Below are 18,312 nucleotides of genomic sequence, written 5' to 3'. Positions count from 1 at the left end.
CGAGAAGATTCAGTCTGAGCCCCGAGACGGCCACGCTAACCCCCACACATCGAGGTGGGCTGCTCACCCAAGAAAATACGCCCGAACCGCATGTTTCGTGACCGCTTCGGCCGGATCCGCCGACGGCTGCAGGCCGCCCCGCGTGGCCCCTTCAGGTATGCCGTCTGGCGGGCTAACGTGCGAGGGCATGGCCCGCTCGCGCCCCGCCCGGCTCCGCGACATCGACGAGGCAGCCGCCGCGCTGCCCGAGGTGACGCGCGACCCGCCGTCGGGAGGGCGACCGTCGTTCGCGGTGCGCGGCAGGACGTTCGCGTTCGCGCGAGGCCCGCGCAAGGACGCGTTCGACCCCGAGACGGGTGAGCCGTACGACGACGTCCTCGCCTTCACGTGCACGGCCGAGGACAAGGAGTCGATGGTCTCGGACCCGGACTCGCCGTGGTTCACGACGCCGCACTGGAACGGCTACAACGCGGTGCTGCTGCTCGAGCGCGACCTCGGGAGGCTGACGGCGGAGGAGATCCGCGAGGTCGTGACCGACGCCTGGCTGACCAAGGCGCCCAAGCGACTGGCGAAGGAGCTGCTCGACGGTCCATGACGGACGGAATACCCCAGAGGGGTATCCTGTTGACGACGAGGAGGTGCCATGGCTGGATACACCGGCAGCAAGGACGACTACCTGAAGCGGCTGCGCCGCATCGAGGGGCAGGTCCGCGGGGTGCAGAAGATGGTCGACAGCGACACCTACTGCATCGACATCCTGACCCAGGTCAGCGCGATCACCAAGGCGCTGCAGGCGGTCAGCCTGGGGCTGCTCGAGGACCACGTGGCCCACTGCGTCGTCGACGCCGCCCGGGAGTCCGACGAGGCCGCCGCCGAGAAGGTCCGCGAGGCCTCCGAGGCCATCGCACGACTTGTCCGCAGCTGAGCCCTCCGCCCCACCGTCCATCCCGTCCGAGGAGACCACGATGACCGAGACCACCCAGACCGAGATCACCGTCGCCGGCATGACGTGCGGCCACTGCAGCTCCGCCGTGAGCGGCGAGCTGTCCGCACTGCCCGGCGTCGTCGCGGTCGCCGTCGACCTGCACCCGGGCGAGGACTCGCCCGTCACCATCACCAGCGAGGCCCCCCTCGACCCGGCCGTCGTCGCCGACGCCGTCGCCGAGGCGGGCTACAGCCTCCGATGAGCATGGGCCGGGCACCGGTGACCACCGAGCGGACCCCCGACGAGGTCCGGCTCGCCATCACCGGCATGACCTGCGCCTCCTGCTCGGCCCGCATCGAGCGCAAGCTCTCGAAGGTCGCGGGCGTCGAGTCCGCGACCGTCAACCTCGCCACCGAGAAGGCCCTCGTCTCGTTCACCGCCCCGGTCACGGTCGAGCAGATCGTCGCCGAGGTGAAGAAGACCGGCTACGGCGCCACCGTCATCGACGGCTCGCGCCCCGCCCGCCCCGCCGCCACCACCACGCCGACCGCGTATGCCGTGTCGCCCGAGAGTGCCCCCGTCGCGACCGCGGGCGACGAGCCCGCAAAACCTGCAGCCGGAGCCCTCCTCGAGAAGCTGCGCGCCCAGGAGCTGGCCCGGCAGAAGGTCCGTGACGCGTCCGCCGCATCCGCGGCCGCCACGGCCGCGACCACAGCCGGGGCCGGAGCCGTGAAGTCCGACGCCCGGCCCGCACCGCACACCCACGGCTCGGGTGATGCCGGCCACGCCGGCCACGCCGCCCCCGCGGACCACGCCGCCCCCGCGGACCACGCCGGCCACGCCGGCCACGCGGACCACGCGGGCCACGGCGGTGCCGGCGAGAACCACCTCGACCACACCCCCGCGCAGGACGTCCTCAAGCCCCGGCTCGTCGTCGCCATCGCCCTGACGATCCCGGTGCTGCTGCTCGCCATGGTGCTGCCCGAGTTCGCGGCGAGCCCATGGCTCGAGCTGGTCCTCGCGACGCCCGTCGTCTTCTGGTGCGCCTGGCCCTTCCACCGCGCCGCCGCCGTCAACGCCCGGCACCTCGCGTCGACGATGGACACGCTCGTCTCGATCGGCGTGCTCGCCGCCTGGGGCTACTCCGTCGTCGAGCTGCTCCAGGGCGGCATGCACCTCTACTTCGAGGTCGCCTCGGTCGTCACGACGTTCCTGCTCGTCGGCCGCTTCCTCGAGGCCCGCGCCAAGGACTCCGGCAAGGACGCCCTGCGCTCGCTGCTCGACCTCGGCGCCAAGGACGTGTCCGTCCTGCGCATCGACCCGCAGTCGCGGATCACGAGCGAGCTGCGCATCCCCGTCGACCAGCTCGTCGTCGGCGACCAGTTCGTCGTGCGCCCGGGCGAGAAGGTCGCGACCGACGGCACCGTGCGCGACGGGTCGAGCGCCGTCGATGCGAGCCTCGTCACCGGCGAGTCCACGCCCGTCGACGTCTCCCCCGGCGACGACGTCACCGGCGGCTCGATCAACTCCACCGGACGCATCGTCGTCGAGGCCCGCAAGGTCGGCGCCGACACGATGCTCGCCGGCATCCAGCGCCTCGTCGAGACCGCGCAGACCGGCAAAGCCGACGTCCAGCGCCTCGCCGACCGCGTCTCTGCGATCTTCGTCCCGGTCGTCCTCGTCATCGCGGTCGTGACCTTCGTCGCGTGGCTCCTGACGGGCCACGACCTCGGCACGTCGCTCGCCGTCGCCGTGACGGTCCTCATCATCGCCTGCCCCTGCGCGCTCGGTCTCGCCACGCCGACCGCCCTGCTCGTCGGCACCGGCCGCGGCGCCCAGCTCGGCACCCTCATCAAGGGCCCGCAGGTCCTCGAGGACACCCGCCGCGTCGACACCGTCGTGCTCGACAAGACGGGCACCGTGACCACGGGTCAGCTGCGGCTGCGGAGCATCGCCGTGCGCGGCAAGCTCTCCAAGAAGGCAGCGCTCACGGCGGCCGCCGCCGTCGAGCAGGGCAGCGAGCACCCCATCGCGCAGGCCGTCGTCGACGGCGCGCGGCTGGCCAGGCTCGACCTGCCGCGCATCCACGACTTCCAGGCCAACCCGGGCGAGGGCGCGACCGCCCGGATCAAGGACACCGAGGTCACCGTCGGCAAGGCCGTCCTCTTCGAGAGCGTCGACCCCGAGCTGTTGGAGCACGCGCGGAGCCACGCCGGCACGACGGTCTTCGTCGGCTGGGACGGCGTCGCCCGGGCGGCCCTCACCGTCGAGGACACGGTGCGTGAGTCGTCCACGGCCGCCATCGCCCGGCTGCGGGCGCTCGGCCTCACGCCCTACCTGCTGACCGGCGACAGCGCGTCCAACGCGCGCAGCGTCGCCGAGCAGGTCGGCATCGACGCCCGCAACGTGCGCGCCGACGTGCTGCCCGCCGAGAAGCACGCGGTCGTGACCGAGCTGCAGACGTCCGGCCGGGTCGTCGCCATGGTCGGCGACGGCGTCAACGACGCGGCCGCGCTCGCCCAGGCCGACCTCGGCCTGGCGATGGGTTCGGGCACCGACGTCGCCATGGACTCCGCCGACATCGTCCTCGTGCGCACCGACCTCGACGCCGTCGGCGACGCCATCGGTCTCTCCCGCGCGACGCTGCGCATCATCAAGCAGAACCTCGCCTGGGCGTTCGGCTACAACACCGCCGCCATCCCGCTCGCCGCGTTCGGCCTGCTCAACCCGATGATCGCCGGCGCGACGATGGCCCTCTCGTCGGTGCTCGTCGTCAGCAACTCGCTGCGTCTCAAGCGCTGGCACCGCTGACGGGGCCCCCGGTCACCTCACGACCCCGCGGTTTGAGGTATTCGGCCCGCCGATACTGCAGGCGGAATACCTCAACCGGGTGGTGCGGTCTCCTCGGCCGACGACGGCAGGGCCGCCACCGGTGCCGGGTCCGAGCCGCCAGCAGTCAGCTGCGGCGCACCGGAGCCGGTGAGGTAGGCGTGCACGTTGGCGGCCACCTCGCGGAGGGGCCGCGGCGGCAGGTAGGCCGAGGCCCCGGCGTCGAGCAACCGACTCACGGGTCCCGGTGCGCTGACACCGAGCTCGTCGTCCTCGATCTCGGTCACGATGATGCGGGCCTGGGGGAACATCCCTCGCAGTGACCCGAGCAGCTGCGGGCTCACCGGGTGGGTCAGCACGACGTCGGCGCTCGTCGGGGCCCTGAGCAGGTCGAGCACGACGTAGCCGTCGCCCAGCTCGTCGGAGAGTCGCTGGCGAGCGGCCTTCGACAGCTTCGTCGCCGTCGCCACCACCATGACGCCCTCGGGCACGCGCTCCGGACCACCACCGTCGTCGTCCCCGCGACCGGCCCGCTCCGGCTCCGGCCCACCCAGGACGGTGCCCACCAGCACGCTCGGATGGTGCACCAGCACGCCGATCTCGCGTCCGTCGCGGCGGAGCGTGACCTCCTGCCCGGCGACCATCGCCTCCACGGCAGCGCGGACGTCGCGCGGCAGCGCCTCGAGGTCGAGGCTCGGCACCGGGCGGCGCCTCCCCCACCTGTGGACCTGACCGTCGCGCTCCTGCACCGGCTCCTGGGGCATCCAGGCACCCTAACCCGGCCACCCGGCGAACCCGGGCGCGACCGGCCGCCGCGCGACACGGCATACGACATCGGGACGACGAACGGCGGCCACCCCGAAGGGTGGCCGCCGTTCGCGTGCGAGCTGGTGGCTCGGTCAGATGGTGACCTTGCCGGCCGGGGTGTCGAAGGTGACCGACAGCAGACCCGGCGTGCCGTGCGGGGCGACGAACGTGAAGTCGATGCCGCCCTTGTCGAAGGTGTCCTCCGGGCCGAGCCACTCGCGCACGCGCTTGGGGTCACCGGCGATCTGGAGGTTGTCGATCGAGACCGACGTGTCGGCGCCCGCGGAGGGGTGCACCGTCATGTCGTCCCACTCGATGAAGTAGGGGACCTGCGGGTCCGCCATGAGGCCCTTGATGCCGAGCTGGCGCCACTTGAGCTCGGTGCCGTCGGGGCGGTGCCGGTTGCCCGGGACCGACTCGCGACCGAGGCGATGCTCGACGACGACGATGTCGTCGACGGCGACGACCCAGCCGAGCCAGCCGCCACCGGCCTCGGAGGCGGCACGGACGGCCTGCCCGAAGGGCGCCTTGTCGGAGGCCGGGTGGTCCAGCACCTCGACGACCTCGAGGTAGTGGTCCTTGGCCAGGGGGAAGATCACGTTGCGCGTGCCGAACCGGGGATGCACCCCGCCGTCGACAGGGGCGACGCCGATGAGCTCGGACAGCCGGGCGGCCGTGGCCTTGAGGCCACCGGCCTCTGCTGCATAGGAGACGTGGTCAACTCGCATACAGAACATCGTGACACACGCCAAGGGGTGCTCTTGACCACCCCTCCCTGTCCCCTGCGGGGCTCGTCACACGCGTCACATGAATGAAACCTGGGCGTCACCTCGTATGCCGTCCCGCGGGCTCCCGGAGGGCCGCCCGGTCAGCGCGCGTCGCGTTGACGAACCGCCTCGTAGAGCACGATCGCGGCCGACGCGGCGACGTTGAGGCTGTTCGCCTTGCCGTGCATGGGAATCCGGACGCGGTGGGTGGCGGCGTCGAGCAGGGTGCGGTCGGTGCCGTGCTTCTCGCTGCCGACCGCGATGGCGACGCGGCCGGTGTAGTCGACGTCGGTGTGCAGCAGGTCGGTCTCGGGGGTCGTGACCACGAGACGGATCTCGTTCGTCGCGATCCAGTCGAGCGCCTCGGCCGTCGTCGCGCTCGCGGCCGGCACCGCGAACACGGTCCCCTTGCTCGCGCGCACGACGTTGGGGTTGCCCCAGTCGGTGACGGGGTCTGCGGCCACGACGGCGTCGACCCCGGCAGCGTCGGCGGTGCGGAGCATGGCGCCGAGGTTGCCGGGCTTCTCGACGCCCTGGCTGAGCAGGGTGAGGTGGTCGGCCCCGTCGACGCGCAGGTCGTCGAGGGCGACGCCGATGCGGTCGACGACGGCGAGGAGCCCGTCGGGGCCCTCGCGGTAGCTGACCTTCTCGAAGGCGCTGCGGCTGAGGTGCACGACCTCGACGCGGTCGTCACGCAGGCGCGCGACCAGGTCGGTCTGGTGGCCGATGTCCTGGCTCCCGGCGCGGCCGGCGGGGCTGAAGAGCTCCTCGCAGACGTAGACGGTGCCGGGCCGCACGCCGGCCGAGAGGGCGAGGCCGATCTCCTCGTAGCCCTCGACGAGCGTCTGCCCGGTCTCCTCGCGGGTGCGCCGCCGGCGCAGGGCGAGCAGGCCCTTGAGGCGCGGGTTGGACGCGGACGTGATGGTCGGCTCGTGGGAGGAGTGGGTCGCGTTCGTCATGGCAGGCCCAGCATCCCATTCGCGTGCACGTCAGGGGTGGAGGCGGGCGCCCTTGAGGATGCGGTCGACGGCGTTCTTCGGGGCGTGCAGGGCGAGGCCGACGAGGTCGAGGTCGGCGGCGGGCACGGACGCGACGGCCGCGCGGTTGTCGGCGTCGTGCCCGGTCGCGAACATCGCGCGCGTGTAGACGGCGAGCGCCGTCCCCCGTCGGAGCGCCCGCTCGTGCGCCGCGGTCAGCGTCGGGGCGCCACCCTCGAAGACGAGGACGGGCATCCCGAGAAGGGGGAGGTACGCGTGCCCGTCGGCGTCGGCGTACGGCTGCCCGACGAGCTCGGGGTGCGCGGCCGTCACACCGCTGACGAGGAACGCCGTGACGTTGAGGCGCTGCCAGGGCTCGAGGTCGTCGCGCACGAGGACGGCGATCTTGGTGTCGAAGGGCGGGGTGAGCAGGTCGTCCATGGCCCCCAGCCTGCGGGGTCGCGCGGGCCACCGTCTTGTACGTCGTTGACCCTCCCCCGCAACACACCGTGCAGGTCACAACACCCCGCAGTCCGAACCCGGTGGGTTGTGACCTGCTCGGTGTGTTGCCGTGTGGAGGTTCAGGGGGCGGAGGAGCGCTGGTAGCGGGCGGGTGTCGTGCCGAGGAACCGGCGGAAGTGCCGCGTCAGGTGCGCCTGGTCGTAGAAGCCGGCCTCCGTCGCCACGAGCGCTGCCGGGACGCCGTCGCGTAGCCGTCGTCGGGCGAGGTCGAGACGCCGACCGATGACGTACGCGTGGGGCGGGAGGCCGTACGCGGCGGCGAAGGAGCGCACCAGGTGCGGTGTCGTGACGCCGAGCGAGGCCGCCACCGCGGCGATCCCGGGGGTTCCGACGGGGTCGGCGTCGAGGGCCTCACGGGCGAGTCGGGCGACCGGTCCGGGTGCCGGCGGCGCGGGGACCGCGGCAGCCCGGCGACCGCGTACGAGATGGGCGTTCAGCCGCTCGACGACGAGGGCGAGGCGCGACTCGGCCTCGAGGTCGTCGCGCGCCACGAGCGCGCGGTCGAGCCGCGAAACCGCCTCGGGCAGAGCGGCATCGGGCAGCAGGGGAGCGTCGACGGCCGACCCGACGAGGTCGGGCGCGATGACGTCCTCCTCGAGGTAGACGACACGCTTGCGGAAGCCGGTCGACGTCAGGGCGCGGCCGTCGTGGACGACGTGCGGTGGCAGCAGCGTGACGCCCGAGCGCACGGCCGTGTGGTCGTGGCGGTCGAGGTCGTAGCCGATGACGCCGTCGTCGACGACGAGCAGGGTCCACGTGTCGTGGGTGTGCCCCGGATACGCGTGGTCGTGCCACTGCGCGTGGAAGACCTCGGCGATCCCGGCCACGTCCGGGCGCCACGACGCGGTCCGGTCGATCGGCGCTCCCACTCGGGCACGGTAACCCGGTCTCGGCTCGTAGGGTGGAGGTCGACCACGACGGAGGAGGGCCCGTGACCGACTTCCCGCGCCTCATGCACACCGCGCTCGACACGACGGACGCCCGGGGCCTGGCCGAGTTCTACCGAGTCCTGCTCGGACTGCACTACCGATCCGGCCACGAGCCCCCGGCCGACGGGCCCGACGACGCCGACTGGCTCGTGCTGCTCGACGCCGACGGGGTGCGGCGCCTCGCGTTCCAGCGGGTCGACGTGGCACTCCCCCGGTCGACGTGGCCGAGCCACGAGGTGCCGATGCAGCTGCACATCGACTACGCCGTGCCGAGCGTCGCCGAGCTGGACCGCCACCGGGAGCGGGCCCTCGCGCTGGGCGCCGAGGTGCTGCTCGACCGCACCGACGACGAGAGCGAGCCGCTCGTCGTGCTCGCCGACCCGGCCGGCCACCCGTTCTGCCTTCTCGTCGCGCCCTGACGCTCCTGCCTGTCGGCGGCTCGGCGTAGCGTCGGGACGACGGAGACCCCGGGGCACCGGCGCGCCGGGGTCGCGGGACCAGGAGGCACGATGACCACCCTCGACGGACGACCCAACACCGCCCTGCTCGTCATCGACGTCCAGAACGACGTCGTGTCGGGCGCCTGGGACCGCGACGGCGTCATCGGCCGCATCAACACCCTCGTCGACAAGGCCCGCACCGAGCACGTGCCGGTCATCTGGGTGCAGCACTCCGACGACAACATGCCGATGGACACCGACGGCTGGCAGTACGTCCCGGAGCTGACCCGCGAGGAGTCCGAGCCGCTCGTCCACAAGCGTTACGGCGACTCGTTCGAGGACACCGACCTCGAGGCGATCCTCGCCGAACGACAGGTCGGGCGGGTCGTCGTCACCGGCGCGCAGACCGACGCGTGCATCCGGTCGACCCTCCACGGCGCGCTCGTCCGCGGTTACGACACCACCCTCGTCGAGGACGCCCACACGACCGAGGACCTCCGCCAGTGGGGCGTTCCGGTCTCACCCGAGCAGGTCATCGCCCACACCAACGTCTACTGGTCGTGGTCCGAGGCTCCGGGACGCACGGGCGACGTGACGCCCACGGCCGAGGTCGACTTCCGCGCCCGCTGACCGGGCGGCGCGACCTCTGAGGGACCTCGACGCGAGCCCGCCTAGGCTGGAGCCATGCTCGACACGTTGGCCGCCCTGCCCTTCTGGCAGGCGTTCCTGGCGCTCTTCGCGAGCGCCATGGTGCGGTCCAACGGCACGTACTGGGTCGGTCGTGGTGCCATCGCCGGCTGGCGTCGCCACCGTGGCACGCACGGCGACGTGACCGGCCGCGCCGAGACGATGCTCCGACGGTTCGGTCCCTTCGCCGTCACGCTCTCCTACCTCACCGTCGGCATCCAGACCGCGATCCACCTGACCACCGGCGTCATGCGGATGCCGCTGCGCTACTACTTGCCGGCCGCCATCGCCGGGTCGGCCGTGTGGGCGGTGCTCTACGCGACGGTGGGTCTGGCCGTGGTGCAGGCCTGGCTCGCCGCCGAGGCCGGGTCGTGGTGGGGCGTCGCCGTCCTCGTGCTGGTCGTGGTCGCCGTCGCCGCTTGGCTCGCCACCCGGCGCCGCACCCACACCCGCACCCGCACCCAGCCGAGTGAGCGCCCCGTCCCACTCGAGTGAGCGCCACGCCTCCTGACACGACCCGAACACGAGCGTGACGTGGGCGCCGTCCGGGCTCACTACGCTGCGAACGTGTCCACCGATCCCGGCGCGAGCCCCGACCGACGTCCGGAGCCGGCGCGCGGCCTCGTGCTCGTCGTCGAGGACGAGCCGGCCATCGCCGACGTGCTGCGGCTCAACCTCCGGGCGGCCGGCTACGGCGTCGAGGTGGTCGGCGACGGGGCCCGTGCCCTCGACGCCGCGCGCGACCTGCGACCGAGCGCCATCGTGCTCGACATCGGCCTGCCGGTCCTCGACGGCATCGAGGTGTGCCGCCGCCTCCGGGGTCGGGGCGACTGGACGCCGGTGCTCTTCGTGACGGCCCGCGACGACGAGGTCGACCGCATCGTCGGCCTCGAGCTCGGCGCCGACGACTACATCACGAAGCCTTTCTCCCCGCGGGAGCTCGTGGCACGACTCGGGGGCGTGCTGCGACGCACCCGCGGGGACGCGATGGCGCCCGAGATGCTCCGCGTCGGTGATCTGAGCATCGACCTGACGAGCCACGAGGTCCGGGTCGCCGGTCGCGAGATCGCCCTCACCGCAACGGAGTTCGACCTCCTGAGCCACCTCATGCGGCGGCCCGGCGTCGTCTTCACGCGTGAGCAGCTGCTCAGCGACGTCTGGGGGTATGCCGCGACGGCCGGCGGGCGCACCGTCGACGTCCACGTCGCCCAGGTCCGCGCCAAGCTCGGCGACGCCAGCCCGATCCGGACCGTGCGCTCCGTCGGGTATGCCGCCGAGCGGGCCCCCCGCGACGCCGCCGACCGCGCCCCCGACCTTCCACCCGACCTTCCACCCGACCTTCCACCCGACCTTCCACCCGACCGGGACGCCGGTGCGAGGGGCGACACCGCCGACGCTGTCGACACCGACACCGACACCGACACCGACATCGACACCGACACCGACACCGACGCCATCGGCCGGACCGGCACCGGACGGCTCGACCCGTGACGACCGTGCGGGGGTCGCTGTCACGCCGGATCGTCCTGCTCGCCGTCGGCATCGCCGTGCTGACGGCCCTGCTCGCCGGCCTGCTCGCCGTCGGCCTGACCCGCACGTCGGCCGACGAGTCGGCCCGGCGCACGCTGTCGAGGATCGCCGACGCGAGCGCCGAACGGGCCGACTCCGGGGTGGTCGCCCGGGCCTCGCAGGCCAAGGCCGTCCGCACCCTGGGTGCCCTCGGGGTCGAGTCGGCCAGCATCGGACGCGGCGGCGCCGTGACGTCGACGAGCGCCCTGGCCCGCGACGCCCTCACCCCGGCGCGGCAACGGGCGCTCCTTGCCGGGCGCACCATCTCGACCCGCGACGACCTCGGCGGCACGCTCGTCCTCGTCGAGGGGCGGCCCACCGACGCCGGGGGCATCATCCTCGTCCAGCGCCGGTCCGACGCCACGGCCGACTCCGACCGGCTCGTGCGCCGGGTGCTCCTCGCCCTCGCCATCGCGGCCGTCGTGGCCGTCGTCGTCAGCGTCGCCGTGGCCCGTCGCCTGTCCCGGCCGCTGCGTCGCACGGCCGACGCGGCGCATGCCCTCGCGGCCGGGCACCGCGACGTGCAGGTCCCCGTCGAGGGGCCCGACGAGGTTGCCGAGGTCGCGAGCGCGCTCAACTCGCTGTCGAGCTCGCTGTCCCGGTCCGAGGGGCGCCAGCGCGACTTCCTGCTGTCGGTGTCGCACGACCTGCGCACGCCACTGACCGGCATCAGCGGCTACGCGGAGTCGCTCGCCAGCGGCGTCGTGCCGACCGAGGAGACCGCCCGGGTCGGCGGGGTGGTGCTCACCGAGGCGAAACGTCTCGAGCGCCTCGTCGGCGACCTGCTCGACCTCGCCCGGCTCGGCGCCGACAGCCCGAGCGTCAGTCCCGAGCGCACCGACCTCGTCGCCCTCGGCCGGGAGGTCGAGTCCGTGTGGTCGCGGCGGTGCGCCGCCGTCGGGGTGGCCTTCACCTTCGTCCCGGCCGTGGCCGACGCCTGGGCCGTCACCGACCCGGCCCGCGTGCGCCAGCTCGTCGACGGGCTGCTCGAGAACGCCCTGCGCGTCACGCCGTCCGGCCGCCCGATCGTCGTCGAGGTGCGCCGCGAGGCAGGCACGCCGTCCAACTTCGTCGTCGAGGTCCGTGACGGCGGACCGGGCCTCACCGACGACGACCTGCCCGTCGCCTTCGAGCCGTCGGTCCTGCACGAGCGCTACCGCGGCATCCGACCCGTCGGCACCGGGCTCGGTCTGGCCATCGTCGGGCGGCTCGCCCAGCTCCTCGGCGGGACGGTCGAGGCCGGGCACGCGGCCGAAGGGGGTGCCCGCTTCACGCTGCGCCTGCCGGACCACCCCGCGGCCCGCGCCGGGACCGACGCGACCGCCCGCGCCGCAACCACGCCCACCGCAACCACGCGCACCGCCAGCACTCCCTGACCGCGCCTGAGGCGCAGGCGCAGCGGACGGCATACGCGGTCGACCAGCGTCACGGGCCCGGTCACGCGCCGTGGTGCCGCGGATGGTTCGGCGTCCGGTGGGGTGATCACCACACCGGACGTCGGATCATCCGGCCGGCGGAATGGGGCGGCCACCCCGACGGTTGAGCAGGCATGACCACCTGGGGTTTCATCGGCAGCGGCAACATCGGCAGCACCGTCGCCCGGCTCGCGATCGCGGCCGGACACGACGTCGTGCTCAGCAACAGCAGGGGTCCCGAGACCCTCGCGGACCTCGTCTCCGAGCTGGGGCCGCACGCCCGGGCCGCGACGGCGCAGGAAGCGGCCGCAGCCGGTGACCTCGTCGTCGTGACGATCCCGCTCAAGGCCTACCGCCACGTCCCCGTCGACGGGCTCGCGGGCAAGGTCGTCATCGACACGATGAACTACTACCCCGGACGCGACGGCCGGATCGACGTGCTCGACGACGGCTCGACGACGAGCTCCGAGCTGCTCCAGGCGCACCTGCCGCAGTCGCACGTCGTCAAGGGCTTCAACAACATCTACTTCCAGCACCTGCGCGACCTCGCCCGCCCGTCGGGCTCCGACGACCGCAGCGCGCTCGCCATCGCCGGAGACGACGCCGCCGCCAAGGACTCCGTGCGCCGGGCCCTCGACGCCATCGGCTACGACACCCTCGACCTCGGCCCGCTCGCCGAGGGCTGGCGCACCCAGCCCGACCAGTCGGCATACGGCCTCCAGTACGCCGCCGACGAGAAGGACTGGACGGCCGGCGCACGCCCGGCCGGTTCCGACGAGGTCGCCGGTCGGGCCATGCGGGCCACCCGAGCCCCGCACGAGGCCTGAGCGGCCAACTCTCGACAGGGATTTGGGGACCGGACCGGGCCCACCTAGACTAGGCCCCGAGGGGAGTACTTCCTCGCGCGCTCCGGTCAGTACGGTGGTCCGACGACCACCCCGGTCCGCGGCCGACGGCAGTCGGTGAAGGAGACCTCAGACATCACGTTCTGAGGAGACCCATGCTCACTGCCCTGTCCGCCGCCACCCCGGCGCCGCCCACCGAGTCGATCGGTTCGCCGACGCTGTGGATCGCAACCATCGCCGGCGTCGCCGCCCTCTTCGTCATCGACTTCCTCATCACCCGACGCCCGCACGACCCGAGCATGCGCGAGGCGGTCGGCTGGTCGGCCTTCTACATCGCGATCCCCGTCGCCTTCGGCGGCTGGCTCTGGTGGCAGTACGGCTCCCAGCAGGGCGTCGAGTACTACACCGGCTACATCGTCGAGAAGTCGCTGTCGGTCGACAACCTCTTCGTCTTCATCATCCTGCTCTCGGCGTTCGCGGTGCCGCGCGAGCTGCGCCAGCGGGTGCTGCTCATCGGCGTCGGCGGGGCGCTCGTCCTGCGCGGTGTCTTCATCGCCCTCGGCGCGCAGATGATCGCGAGCTTCGCGTGGACCTTCCTGCTCTTCGGGGCGATCCTGCTCGCGACGGCCGTCAAGGTCGGTCGTGACGCGCTCTCGCACACCGACCACAGCATGGACGTCGACCAGCTGCGCAGCGTCACGCTCATCCGCCGCTTCTACCCGGTCACCGACACCTACGAGGGCACCCGCCTCACGGTCCGCCACGGCGGCAGGCGCGCCCTGACGCCGCTCGCGCTCGTCGCCGTCGCGATCCTCGGCACCGACATCGTCTTCGCCATCGACTCCGTACCGGCCGTCTACGGCATCACCGGCGACGCCTACCTCGTCTTCGCGACCAACGCGTTCGCGCTGCTCGGCCTGCGCGCGCTCTACTTCGTCCTCGAGGGCGCCCTGGCCAAGCTCGTCCACCTCGGCCACGGCCTGTCGCTCATCCTCGCGTTCATCGGCGTCAAGCTCGTCCTGCACTGGGCGCACGGGGTGTGGCCGGGCGTCCCGGAGATCCCGACGCTGCTCTCACTCGCGGTCATCATCGGCATCCTCGCCGTCGTCACCGTGACGAGCCTGCTCGCCAACCGGCGGACCGAGGCCGAGCAGGCGGACGAGCCCGACGACGAGCCGTCGCCGCTGCCGCACGCCTGAGGGGACGTATGCCGTCCGGCCGGCCACACGGCATACGCGGTCGTATGCCGTCCCGACCGTCATGAGGGAGGCGTCCCGCCGGGTGCGGGGCGCCTCCCTCGTCTGCCGCACCCCGTCCGGCCCGTCTCCGGCGGGGTGCCGCGCCTCAGCTCGTCGCGCTCGGGGAGGGTGAGCCGCCGGGCTGGGACGTCATGACCTTGAAGACGACGACTCGCGCCGTCGGGTTCGTCGCGCCGACCCCGGCGACGAGCGCCTTCGCGCCCACCTTGACGGCGCCGATCGTCGAGTCGGCGCCCTTGCCGTTGGCGCGGACCCGGACCCTCGTGTCGCCGGAGACCGCGAACGTCTGCGAGAAGCCGTCCTTGGCCTTGACCGTGACCGACGTCGCGGAGACGGCGGTGACGTCGCCCCGGATCGCCTGGTGGGTCACCGGGCCGGTCGGGCTGTCGGTGACCCAGGTGCCGTGCAGGGCGCGCATCATCCGGACGCGCAGGCCCTTGCGGTCGCCCTTGCCGCCCTGGGCGGCGTCGGCACCCTGGGCGGCGTCGGCGGTGGCCGGGGTCTCGACGGCTGCCGAGACGAGGTCGATGGTGTCGCCATCGGTCGCGGCGACATCCTGCTCGAGCGGCGCGGCGCCGATGGCGCTGGCAGCGGTGCCGGTCGCGTCGGTCTTGGAGCAGGCCCCGAGGGCGAGGCTGCCGAGGACGAGGACAGCCGCACCGAGGGCCGTCGATGAGCGCAGGAGGCCGGTCGTCCGGCGGGTGTCGTTGTTCATGCCCCTACGTTCGCGCACGCAGGTGAAGCCTCGGTGCGGGTCGTGTTCGGATCGTGTTCGGGCGCTCAGGTCCGACCGGGGAGGGTGGTGCCGTCCGGGCGCCCAGCGCAGCACGAGCAGGCTGAAGGTCCGCGCGGTCCCGGCCAGCTCCTGCACCTGCTCGTCGGTCGCGACGGTCAGGCCGGTCAGGCCGGTCAGGCCGGTCAGGCCGGTCAGGCCGTCGCCGTCACGCATCGTCGTCACATCCCCAGCTTCTGGTGCTCGACCTCGACGAGCGCCACGACCCGCTCCTCGTCGCGGCCGTAGGGGGCACCGACGTACTTCATCGAGAGGTCGTCGACAGCCGCCCAGCCGGCGTCGCCGTCGAGCCACTCGACGAGGCGGCCCCGCAGCACGACGGGCGTGAACGGGGCGTCGGGCGGGGTGAGCGAGATGGCGACCCGGGGGTCACGGCGGAGGTTGCGGGCCTTGCGGGAGCCGGGTCCGGTGAGGAAGGCGACGCGGTCTCCGACGGTGCCGATCCACAGCGGCACCGAGTGTGGGGAGCCGTCGGGAAGGGTCGAGGCCAGGTGGGCGATGGGGGTGCCGTCCAGGACGGTGCGGACGTCGTCGTCGAGCATGTCGTGCTCCTTCACAGATGGGCAGAGTCTCCGAGGTTCCTTCAAGAGACTTGTTGACCGTAACAGCATGAGTTCCTTCAGGGAACCCCGAATGCTAGGTTGGTCCCATGCAGCGCACCCAGTTCGGCGACATGACGTGCTCGATCGCCCGCACGCTCGACGTCATCGGCGAGCCGTGGTCGCCGCTGATCCTGCGTGACGTCTGGGTCGGCCTGACGAGGTTCGAGCAGATCCAAGCCGACCTCGGCATCTCTCGAAAGGTGCTCACCGAGCGGCTCAACCATCTCGTCGACCAGGGCGTCTTCGAGCGTCGTCCCTACGACGCCCGCCCCCGCTTCGAGTACCACCTCACCGAGAAGGGGACCGAGCTGGTGGAGATGCTCATGGTCATGGCGCGGTGGGGCGACCGCTGGCTCGCGGGCTCGGCGGGTCCACCCGTGCTCTACCGCCACCACGCGTGTGGCGAGATCGCGTCCGTCGACCCGCGCTGCAGCCGCTGCGGCGACCCCATGCACGCCGATGACGTCGACGTGCTGCCCGGTCCCGGAGCGGCCACCTGACCCGACCGCAGCCGCACACGTCGGGTCAGGGACACACACGACGCGATGGGTGGCCGTCCCCCAGGCGTGCCTCAGATGTGGAACCGCGCCTGCGGGGGCGTATGCCGTCAGGCGAAGATCGGGCCCACGGCGGGGTAGGCGGCGGTGAGCGCCGTGCGGACGGCCGAGAGCGAGGGCACGTCCGTGCCGCCCTGGAAGCCGGTGTCGAGACGCATCGGCTTGCCCCACGCGGTGAGGTCCTCGATCGTCGTGCCGGTCGCCGCACCCGAGAGCTGCCCGAACCAGTCGGCGCGGCCGTAGGTGACGTCGCCGCCGATGCACACGAGGTCGACCCAGGACGGGTCGGCGAGGCACACGTTCTCGTAGGGGTCCGGGAGGTGCCGCTCGAGGACGACGAGGTCGGCCGGGCGGCCCACGGCGAGCGACCCGAGGTGGTCGTCGAGTCCGGCGAGCCGGGCCGCGACCGAGGTCACCATGGCGACGAGGTCGGCGGCGGCGACCGGGTGGCCCTGTCGCGCGAGCTCTCGGCGGGCGACCTTCATCTCGGCGAGCAGGCTCGTCGAGCCCGACGGCAGCCAGTCGGCGCCGAGGGCGACGGGCATGCCGGCCGCGATGGCCTCCCCGGCGAGGGTCGTCTCGCCGTAGAGCCGGAGGTTCGACTGGGGCGACCAGACGAGCCGACAGCCGAGCCCGGCAACGGTGCGCAGGTCGTCGGCGGTCAGGGCGCTGCCGTGGATGATGTTCGTGGCCGGGGTCGCCCCGCCGAGGGTGAGGAAGTGCTGGAACTCCTTGGCGCTCACGGCATCCCCGCGTCGGCCCTCGGACAGGTGCAGGTAGAAGGCGTTGACGTCACCCGCGGTGATGCGCGCCATGACCGCCTCGAAGCTCGGCAGCCCGAACGACCCCGAGGGCAGGTCGATCATCGACCGTGCACGGTGGGCGCCGAAGGCCCACTGGTCGATGTTGCGCACGAGCGGCTCGGACGACGCGCTGCTCGCACCCGACGCTCCCTGGATGCCGGTGACGCCGCCGACGAGGGCGCGCACCTCGGCGTAGCGGGTCTGCGTCTTCGGCGGCACCTGGGTCAGGAGGATGTTCTGCGGGTCGCGGACGAGCGCCTGGTAGGGCTTGGACCGGCGCCACGCGTAGCGGTTGTCGTAGATCTTGGGCGGCTCCCAGGCCGCGAAGACGTTGAACTCCGGGTGGCCGTGGAGGTCGAGCAGGCCCGGCAGGATGACGCCGTCGGTCTCGAGCACGGCGACGTCGGTCGGCTTGCGCTTGGAGACGCGGTCGACGAGGCCGTTCGCGACGGTGACGTAGCCGCTCGACCAGGCCCCGTCGGGGGTGATGACGGCGCCGTGCAGCGCGAAGGGCGCCGGGGGCAGCGCGCGAGACCGGCGCGGCGGCTCGGGCAGCTCCTCGGTGATGCCGCGGGCGTAGGCCTTGGCGAACGGCCCCGGGCCGCGGCCCGATCCGCCCGGCCCCCAGTGCTCGAGGGCGGACTTCGTGCCGGCGGCTGGCCGCGCCGGGCGGGTCACAGAGCTGGCCATGTGCGGGCTCCCTTCGGGACGACGACGCTGATCGTCGCGCGCTTCGTCTGCTTGTCCTCGCCGGTGCGGGCCGCCCACGCGTCGACGTCCCGCCACCACGCCGGAGCACCGGGTGGGAGGTCGACCTCGGGGATCGGGGCGAGGTCGGTGGGACCCCACGTGGCGGCGTACGGCGTCAGGTCGCCCGGCCCCTCGGGGGTCACGTGGGCGGCGAGGTCGGCGAGGTGGTCGTTCCAGTTCGCGAGCTGCGCGGCGGTCGTCTCGGCGAGCGGCTTGCCTGACGCGCGCGCGAATCCCTCTGCGTACGTGGGGTGCCGGATCGCTGCCAGGTGTAGCGCCGCGTCGGTGTCGGGCTGGGTCCGCGCCCACGCGGCATACGCCGTCGACGCGAGGTCGCCGAGCGCGACGACGGCCGTGACGTCGGTGCCGACGAGCAGGGCGTCGAGCCAGCGGTGCCGGTAGGCGGCGATGGCCGCGTCCTTGGCGTGCCGGCTTCCGGCCGCCTGCCCGAACACGCTGTAGAGGTAGACGTTGACCATCGCGTATGCCGTGTGGACGCCGACCTTGGCCAGCAGCCCCTGGACGCGTTGGCCGGCCTCACCGACGAGGATGCGGCGCGAGATCGCCTCGTGCGTCGCAGGATCCTGGCCGAGGACGAGCACGCGGGCGCTGCCGTCGAGGCGGCCACGGTGGAAGACCGGGCCCCACTCGGTGCGGAAGTCGGCCGCGGGGTAGACGTCGTCGCCGGGATAGTCGGCGACGAGCGACGCGAAGGGCTCGGCGCCGTAGCCGACGCAGCTCTGGTGCACCACGGCCATGGCAGACCTCCACCCGATCGACAGCCGTTGTCAGTGCAGGGTGGTTCGACGGTAGTCCTGATACATCCAGCCCGTCGG

At 72.9% G+C, this 18,312-nt stretch carries 21 protein-coding genes; 12 read left to right on the top strand and 9 right to left on the bottom strand.

The annotated features are described in order from the left end of the window. The first annotated feature begins 187 nt into the window (after window positions 1–187). The 4 genes from ASD90_RS10840 to ASD90_RS10825 are packed head-to-tail and all read left to right on the top strand — an operon-like array spanning window position 188 to window position 3,736. Window positions 188–595 (top strand): MmcQ/YjbR family DNA-binding protein, encoded by a 408-nt coding sequence (locus tag ASD90_RS10840; protein ID WP_056755738.1) that lies wholly within the window; start codon window positions 188–190, stop codon window positions 593–595. A gap of 48 nt (window positions 596–643) precedes the next feature. Beyond that, window positions 644–925 carry a metal-sensitive transcriptional regulator gene (locus ASD90_RS10835; protein WP_056755733.1) on the top strand — a complete coding sequence of 94 codons (282 nt, stop codon included), beginning with the start codon at window positions 644–646 and terminating at the stop codon, window positions 923–925. Window positions 926–965: 40 nt separating this feature from the next. After that, a complete protein-coding gene (locus tag ASD90_RS10830; protein ID WP_056755730.1) occupies window positions 966–1,187 on the top strand; it encodes a heavy-metal-associated domain-containing protein in 222 nt (73 codons plus the stop codon). A gap of 2 nt (window positions 1,188–1,189) precedes the next feature. Continuing rightward, window positions 1,190–3,736 carry a heavy metal translocating P-type ATPase gene (locus ASD90_RS10825; protein ID WP_369793592.1) on the top strand — a complete coding sequence of 849 codons (2,547 nt, stop codon included), beginning with the start codon at window positions 1,190–1,192 and terminating at the stop codon, window positions 3,734–3,736. 71 nt (window positions 3,737–3,807) lie between these two features. Here the strand turns inward: ASD90_RS10825 and ASD90_RS10820 are convergent, their stop codons facing one another. The 5 genes from ASD90_RS10820 to ASD90_RS10800 all read right to left on the bottom strand — a co-directional run bounded on the left by ASD90_RS10820 (window position 3,808) and on the right by ASD90_RS10800 (window position 7,696). Then, window positions 3,808–4,518: a hypothetical protein gene (locus ASD90_RS10820; RefSeq protein ID WP_157610577.1), complete on the bottom strand. Its 711-nt coding sequence runs from the start codon at window positions 4,516–4,518 to the stop codon at window positions 3,808–3,810. 135 nt (window positions 4,519–4,653) lie between these two features. Further along, complete coding sequence (locus ASD90_RS10815; protein ID WP_056755720.1) at window positions 4,654–5,289, bottom strand: VOC family protein; 636 nt, start codon at window positions 5,287–5,289, stop codon at window positions 4,654–4,656. Between the two features lie 140 nt (window positions 5,290–5,429). Continuing rightward, window positions 5,430–6,287, bottom strand: a complete 858-nt coding sequence (locus ASD90_RS10810) for an RNA methyltransferase (RefSeq protein ID WP_056755717.1) — start codon at window positions 6,285–6,287, stop codon at window positions 5,430–5,432. A 30-nt stretch (window positions 6,288–6,317) separates the two neighbouring features. After that, on the bottom strand, window positions 6,318–6,746 hold the full coding sequence (locus ASD90_RS10805; RefSeq protein ID WP_056755714.1) for a DUF2000 domain-containing protein: 429 nt from the start codon (window positions 6,744–6,746) through the stop codon (window positions 6,318–6,320). A 140-nt stretch (window positions 6,747–6,886) separates the two neighbouring features. Next, window positions 6,887–7,696 (bottom strand): AraC family transcriptional regulator, encoded by an 810-nt coding sequence (locus ASD90_RS10800; protein WP_200958599.1) that lies wholly within the window; start codon window positions 7,694–7,696, stop codon window positions 6,887–6,889. A gap of 62 nt (window positions 7,697–7,758) precedes the next feature. On the opposite strand from ASD90_RS10800, the gene ASD90_RS10795 reads away from it, so the two are divergent. From ASD90_RS10795 to ASD90_RS10765, 7 genes are all read left to right on the top strand, one after another. Further along, the gene (locus tag ASD90_RS10795; protein WP_056755712.1) at window positions 7,759–8,175 is read left to right on the top strand and encodes a VOC family protein; all 417 of its coding nucleotides are present in this window, start codon (window positions 7,759–7,761) and stop codon (window positions 8,173–8,175) included. 90 nt (window positions 8,176–8,265) lie between these two features. Beyond that, the gene (locus ASD90_RS10790) at window positions 8,266–8,826 is read left to right on the top strand and encodes a cysteine hydrolase family protein (RefSeq protein WP_056755709.1); all 561 of its coding nucleotides are present in this window, start codon (window positions 8,266–8,268) and stop codon (window positions 8,824–8,826) included. Window positions 8,827–8,880: 54 nt separating this feature from the next. Then, window positions 8,881–9,378, top strand: a complete 498-nt coding sequence (locus ASD90_RS10785; protein ID WP_056755706.1) for a DedA family protein — start codon at window positions 8,881–8,883, stop codon at window positions 9,376–9,378. 72 nt (window positions 9,379–9,450) lie between these two features. Beyond that, on the top strand, window positions 9,451–10,374 hold the full coding sequence (locus ASD90_RS10780; RefSeq protein ID WP_369793591.1) for a response regulator transcription factor: 924 nt from the start codon (window positions 9,451–9,453) through the stop codon (window positions 10,372–10,374). Beyond that, window positions 10,371–11,828, top strand: a complete 1,458-nt coding sequence (locus tag ASD90_RS10775) for a HAMP domain-containing sensor histidine kinase (RefSeq protein ID WP_056755700.1) — start codon at window positions 10,371–10,373, stop codon at window positions 11,826–11,828. The genes ASD90_RS10780 and ASD90_RS10775 overlap by 4 nt, the downstream gene beginning before the upstream one ends. A gap of 173 nt (window positions 11,829–12,001) precedes the next feature. Further along, a complete protein-coding gene (locus ASD90_RS10770; protein WP_056755697.1) occupies window positions 12,002–12,694 on the top strand; it encodes an NADPH-dependent F420 reductase in 693 nt (230 codons plus the stop codon). A 173-nt stretch (window positions 12,695–12,867) separates the two neighbouring features. Beyond that, on the top strand, window positions 12,868–13,911 hold the full coding sequence (locus ASD90_RS10765) for a TerC family protein (protein ID WP_056755695.1): 1,044 nt from the start codon (window positions 12,868–12,870) through the stop codon (window positions 13,909–13,911). Between the two features lie 145 nt (window positions 13,912–14,056). On the opposite strand, the gene ASD90_RS10760 is transcribed toward ASD90_RS10765, so the two are convergent. Then, on the bottom strand, window positions 14,057–14,929 hold the full coding sequence (locus ASD90_RS10760; protein ID WP_056755692.1) for a hypothetical protein: 873 nt from the start codon (window positions 14,927–14,929) through the stop codon (window positions 14,057–14,059). After that, window positions 14,926–15,306 (bottom strand): TIGR03618 family F420-dependent PPOX class oxidoreductase, encoded by a 381-nt coding sequence (locus ASD90_RS10755; protein ID WP_056756409.1) that lies wholly within the window; start codon window positions 15,304–15,306, stop codon window positions 14,926–14,928. Before ASD90_RS10755 ends, ASD90_RS10760 begins: the two co-directional genes overlap by 4 nt. 107 nt (window positions 15,307–15,413) lie before the next feature. Here ASD90_RS10755 and ASD90_RS10750 point away from each other — a divergent pair, with 107 nt between their 5' ends. Beyond that, window positions 15,414–15,866, top strand: coding sequence for a helix-turn-helix domain-containing protein (locus ASD90_RS10750; protein WP_056755689.1), 453 nt, complete (start codon window positions 15,414–15,416; stop codon window positions 15,864–15,866). A 107-nt stretch (window positions 15,867–15,973) separates the two neighbouring features. On the opposite strand, the gene ASD90_RS10745 is transcribed toward ASD90_RS10750, so the two are convergent. Together ASD90_RS10745 and ASD90_RS10740 are read right to left on the bottom strand one after the other, a co-directional pair. Further along, the gene (locus ASD90_RS10745) at window positions 15,974–17,416 is read right to left on the bottom strand and encodes an amidohydrolase family protein (RefSeq protein ID WP_235506556.1); all 1,443 of its coding nucleotides are present in this window, start codon (window positions 17,414–17,416) and stop codon (window positions 15,974–15,976) included. After that, complete coding sequence (locus ASD90_RS10740) at window positions 17,401–18,234, bottom strand: uracil-DNA glycosylase family protein (RefSeq protein WP_056755685.1); 834 nt, start codon at window positions 18,232–18,234, stop codon at window positions 17,401–17,403. Before ASD90_RS10740 ends, ASD90_RS10745 begins: the two co-directional genes overlap by 16 nt. Between the last annotated feature and the right edge of the window lie 78 nt (window positions 18,235–18,312).

This window comes from Terrabacter sp. Root181 (assembly GCF_001428505.1).
Taxonomy (GTDB): domain Bacteria; phylum Actinomycetota; class Actinomycetes; order Actinomycetales; family Dermatophilaceae; genus Terrabacter.
Note: the sequence above shows the minus strand (reverse complement) of the source record. Positions and strands in the feature narration are given on the sequence as shown.

What these genes read in the sequence shown, in the direction of transcription:
- ASD90_RS10840 (WP_056755738.1), top strand. Translation starts at nt 188, where the DNA reads ATGGCCCGCTCGCGCCCCGCCCGGCTCCGCGACATCGACGAGGCAGCC.
- ASD90_RS10835 (WP_056755733.1), top strand. Translation starts at nt 644, where the DNA reads ATGGCTGGATACACCGGCAGCAAGGACGACTACCTGAAGCGGCTGCGC.
- ASD90_RS10830 (WP_056755730.1), top strand. Translation starts at nt 966, where the DNA reads ATGACCGAGACCACCCAGACCGAGATCACCGTCGCCGGCATGACGTGC.
- ASD90_RS10825 (WP_369793592.1), top strand. Translation starts at nt 1,190, where the DNA reads ATGGGCCGGGCACCGGTGACCACCGAGCGGACCCCCGACGAGGTCCGG.
- ASD90_RS10820 (WP_157610577.1), bottom strand. Translation starts at nt 4,518, where the DNA reads ATGCCCCAGGAGCCGGTGCAGGAGCGCGACGGTCAGGTCCACAGGTGG.
- ASD90_RS10815 (WP_056755720.1), bottom strand. Translation starts at nt 5,289, where the DNA reads ATGCGAGTTGACCACGTCTCCTATGCAGCAGAGGCCGGTGGCCTCAAG.
- ASD90_RS10810 (WP_056755717.1), bottom strand. Translation starts at nt 6,287, where the DNA reads ATGACGAACGCGACCCACTCCTCCCACGAGCCGACCATCACGTCCGCG.
- ASD90_RS10805 (WP_056755714.1), bottom strand. Translation starts at nt 6,746, where the DNA reads ATGGACGACCTGCTCACCCCGCCCTTCGACACCAAGATCGCCGTCCTC.
- ASD90_RS10790 (WP_056755709.1), top strand. Translation starts at nt 8,266, where the DNA reads ATGACCACCCTCGACGGACGACCCAACACCGCCCTGCTCGTCATCGAC.
- ASD90_RS10785 (WP_056755706.1), top strand. Translation starts at nt 8,881, where the DNA reads ATGCTCGACACGTTGGCCGCCCTGCCCTTCTGGCAGGCGTTCCTGGCG.
- ASD90_RS10770 (WP_056755697.1), top strand. Translation starts at nt 12,002, where the DNA reads ATGACCACCTGGGGTTTCATCGGCAGCGGCAACATCGGCAGCACCGTC.
- ASD90_RS10765 (WP_056755695.1), top strand. Translation starts at nt 12,868, where the DNA reads ATGCTCACTGCCCTGTCCGCCGCCACCCCGGCGCCGCCCACCGAGTCG.
- ASD90_RS10755 (WP_056756409.1), bottom strand. Translation starts at nt 15,306, where the DNA reads ATGCTCGACGACGACGTCCGCACCGTCCTGGACGGCACCCCCATCGCC.
- ASD90_RS10750 (WP_056755689.1), top strand. Translation starts at nt 15,414, where the DNA reads ATGCAGCGCACCCAGTTCGGCGACATGACGTGCTCGATCGCCCGCACG.
- ASD90_RS10745 (WP_235506556.1), bottom strand. Translation starts at nt 17,416, where the DNA reads ATGGCCAGCTCTGTGACCCGCCCGGCGCGGCCAGCCGCCGGCACGAAG.
- ASD90_RS10740 (WP_056755685.1), bottom strand. Translation starts at nt 18,234, where the DNA reads ATGGCCGTGGTGCACCAGAGCTGCGTCGGCTACGGCGCCGAGCCCTTC.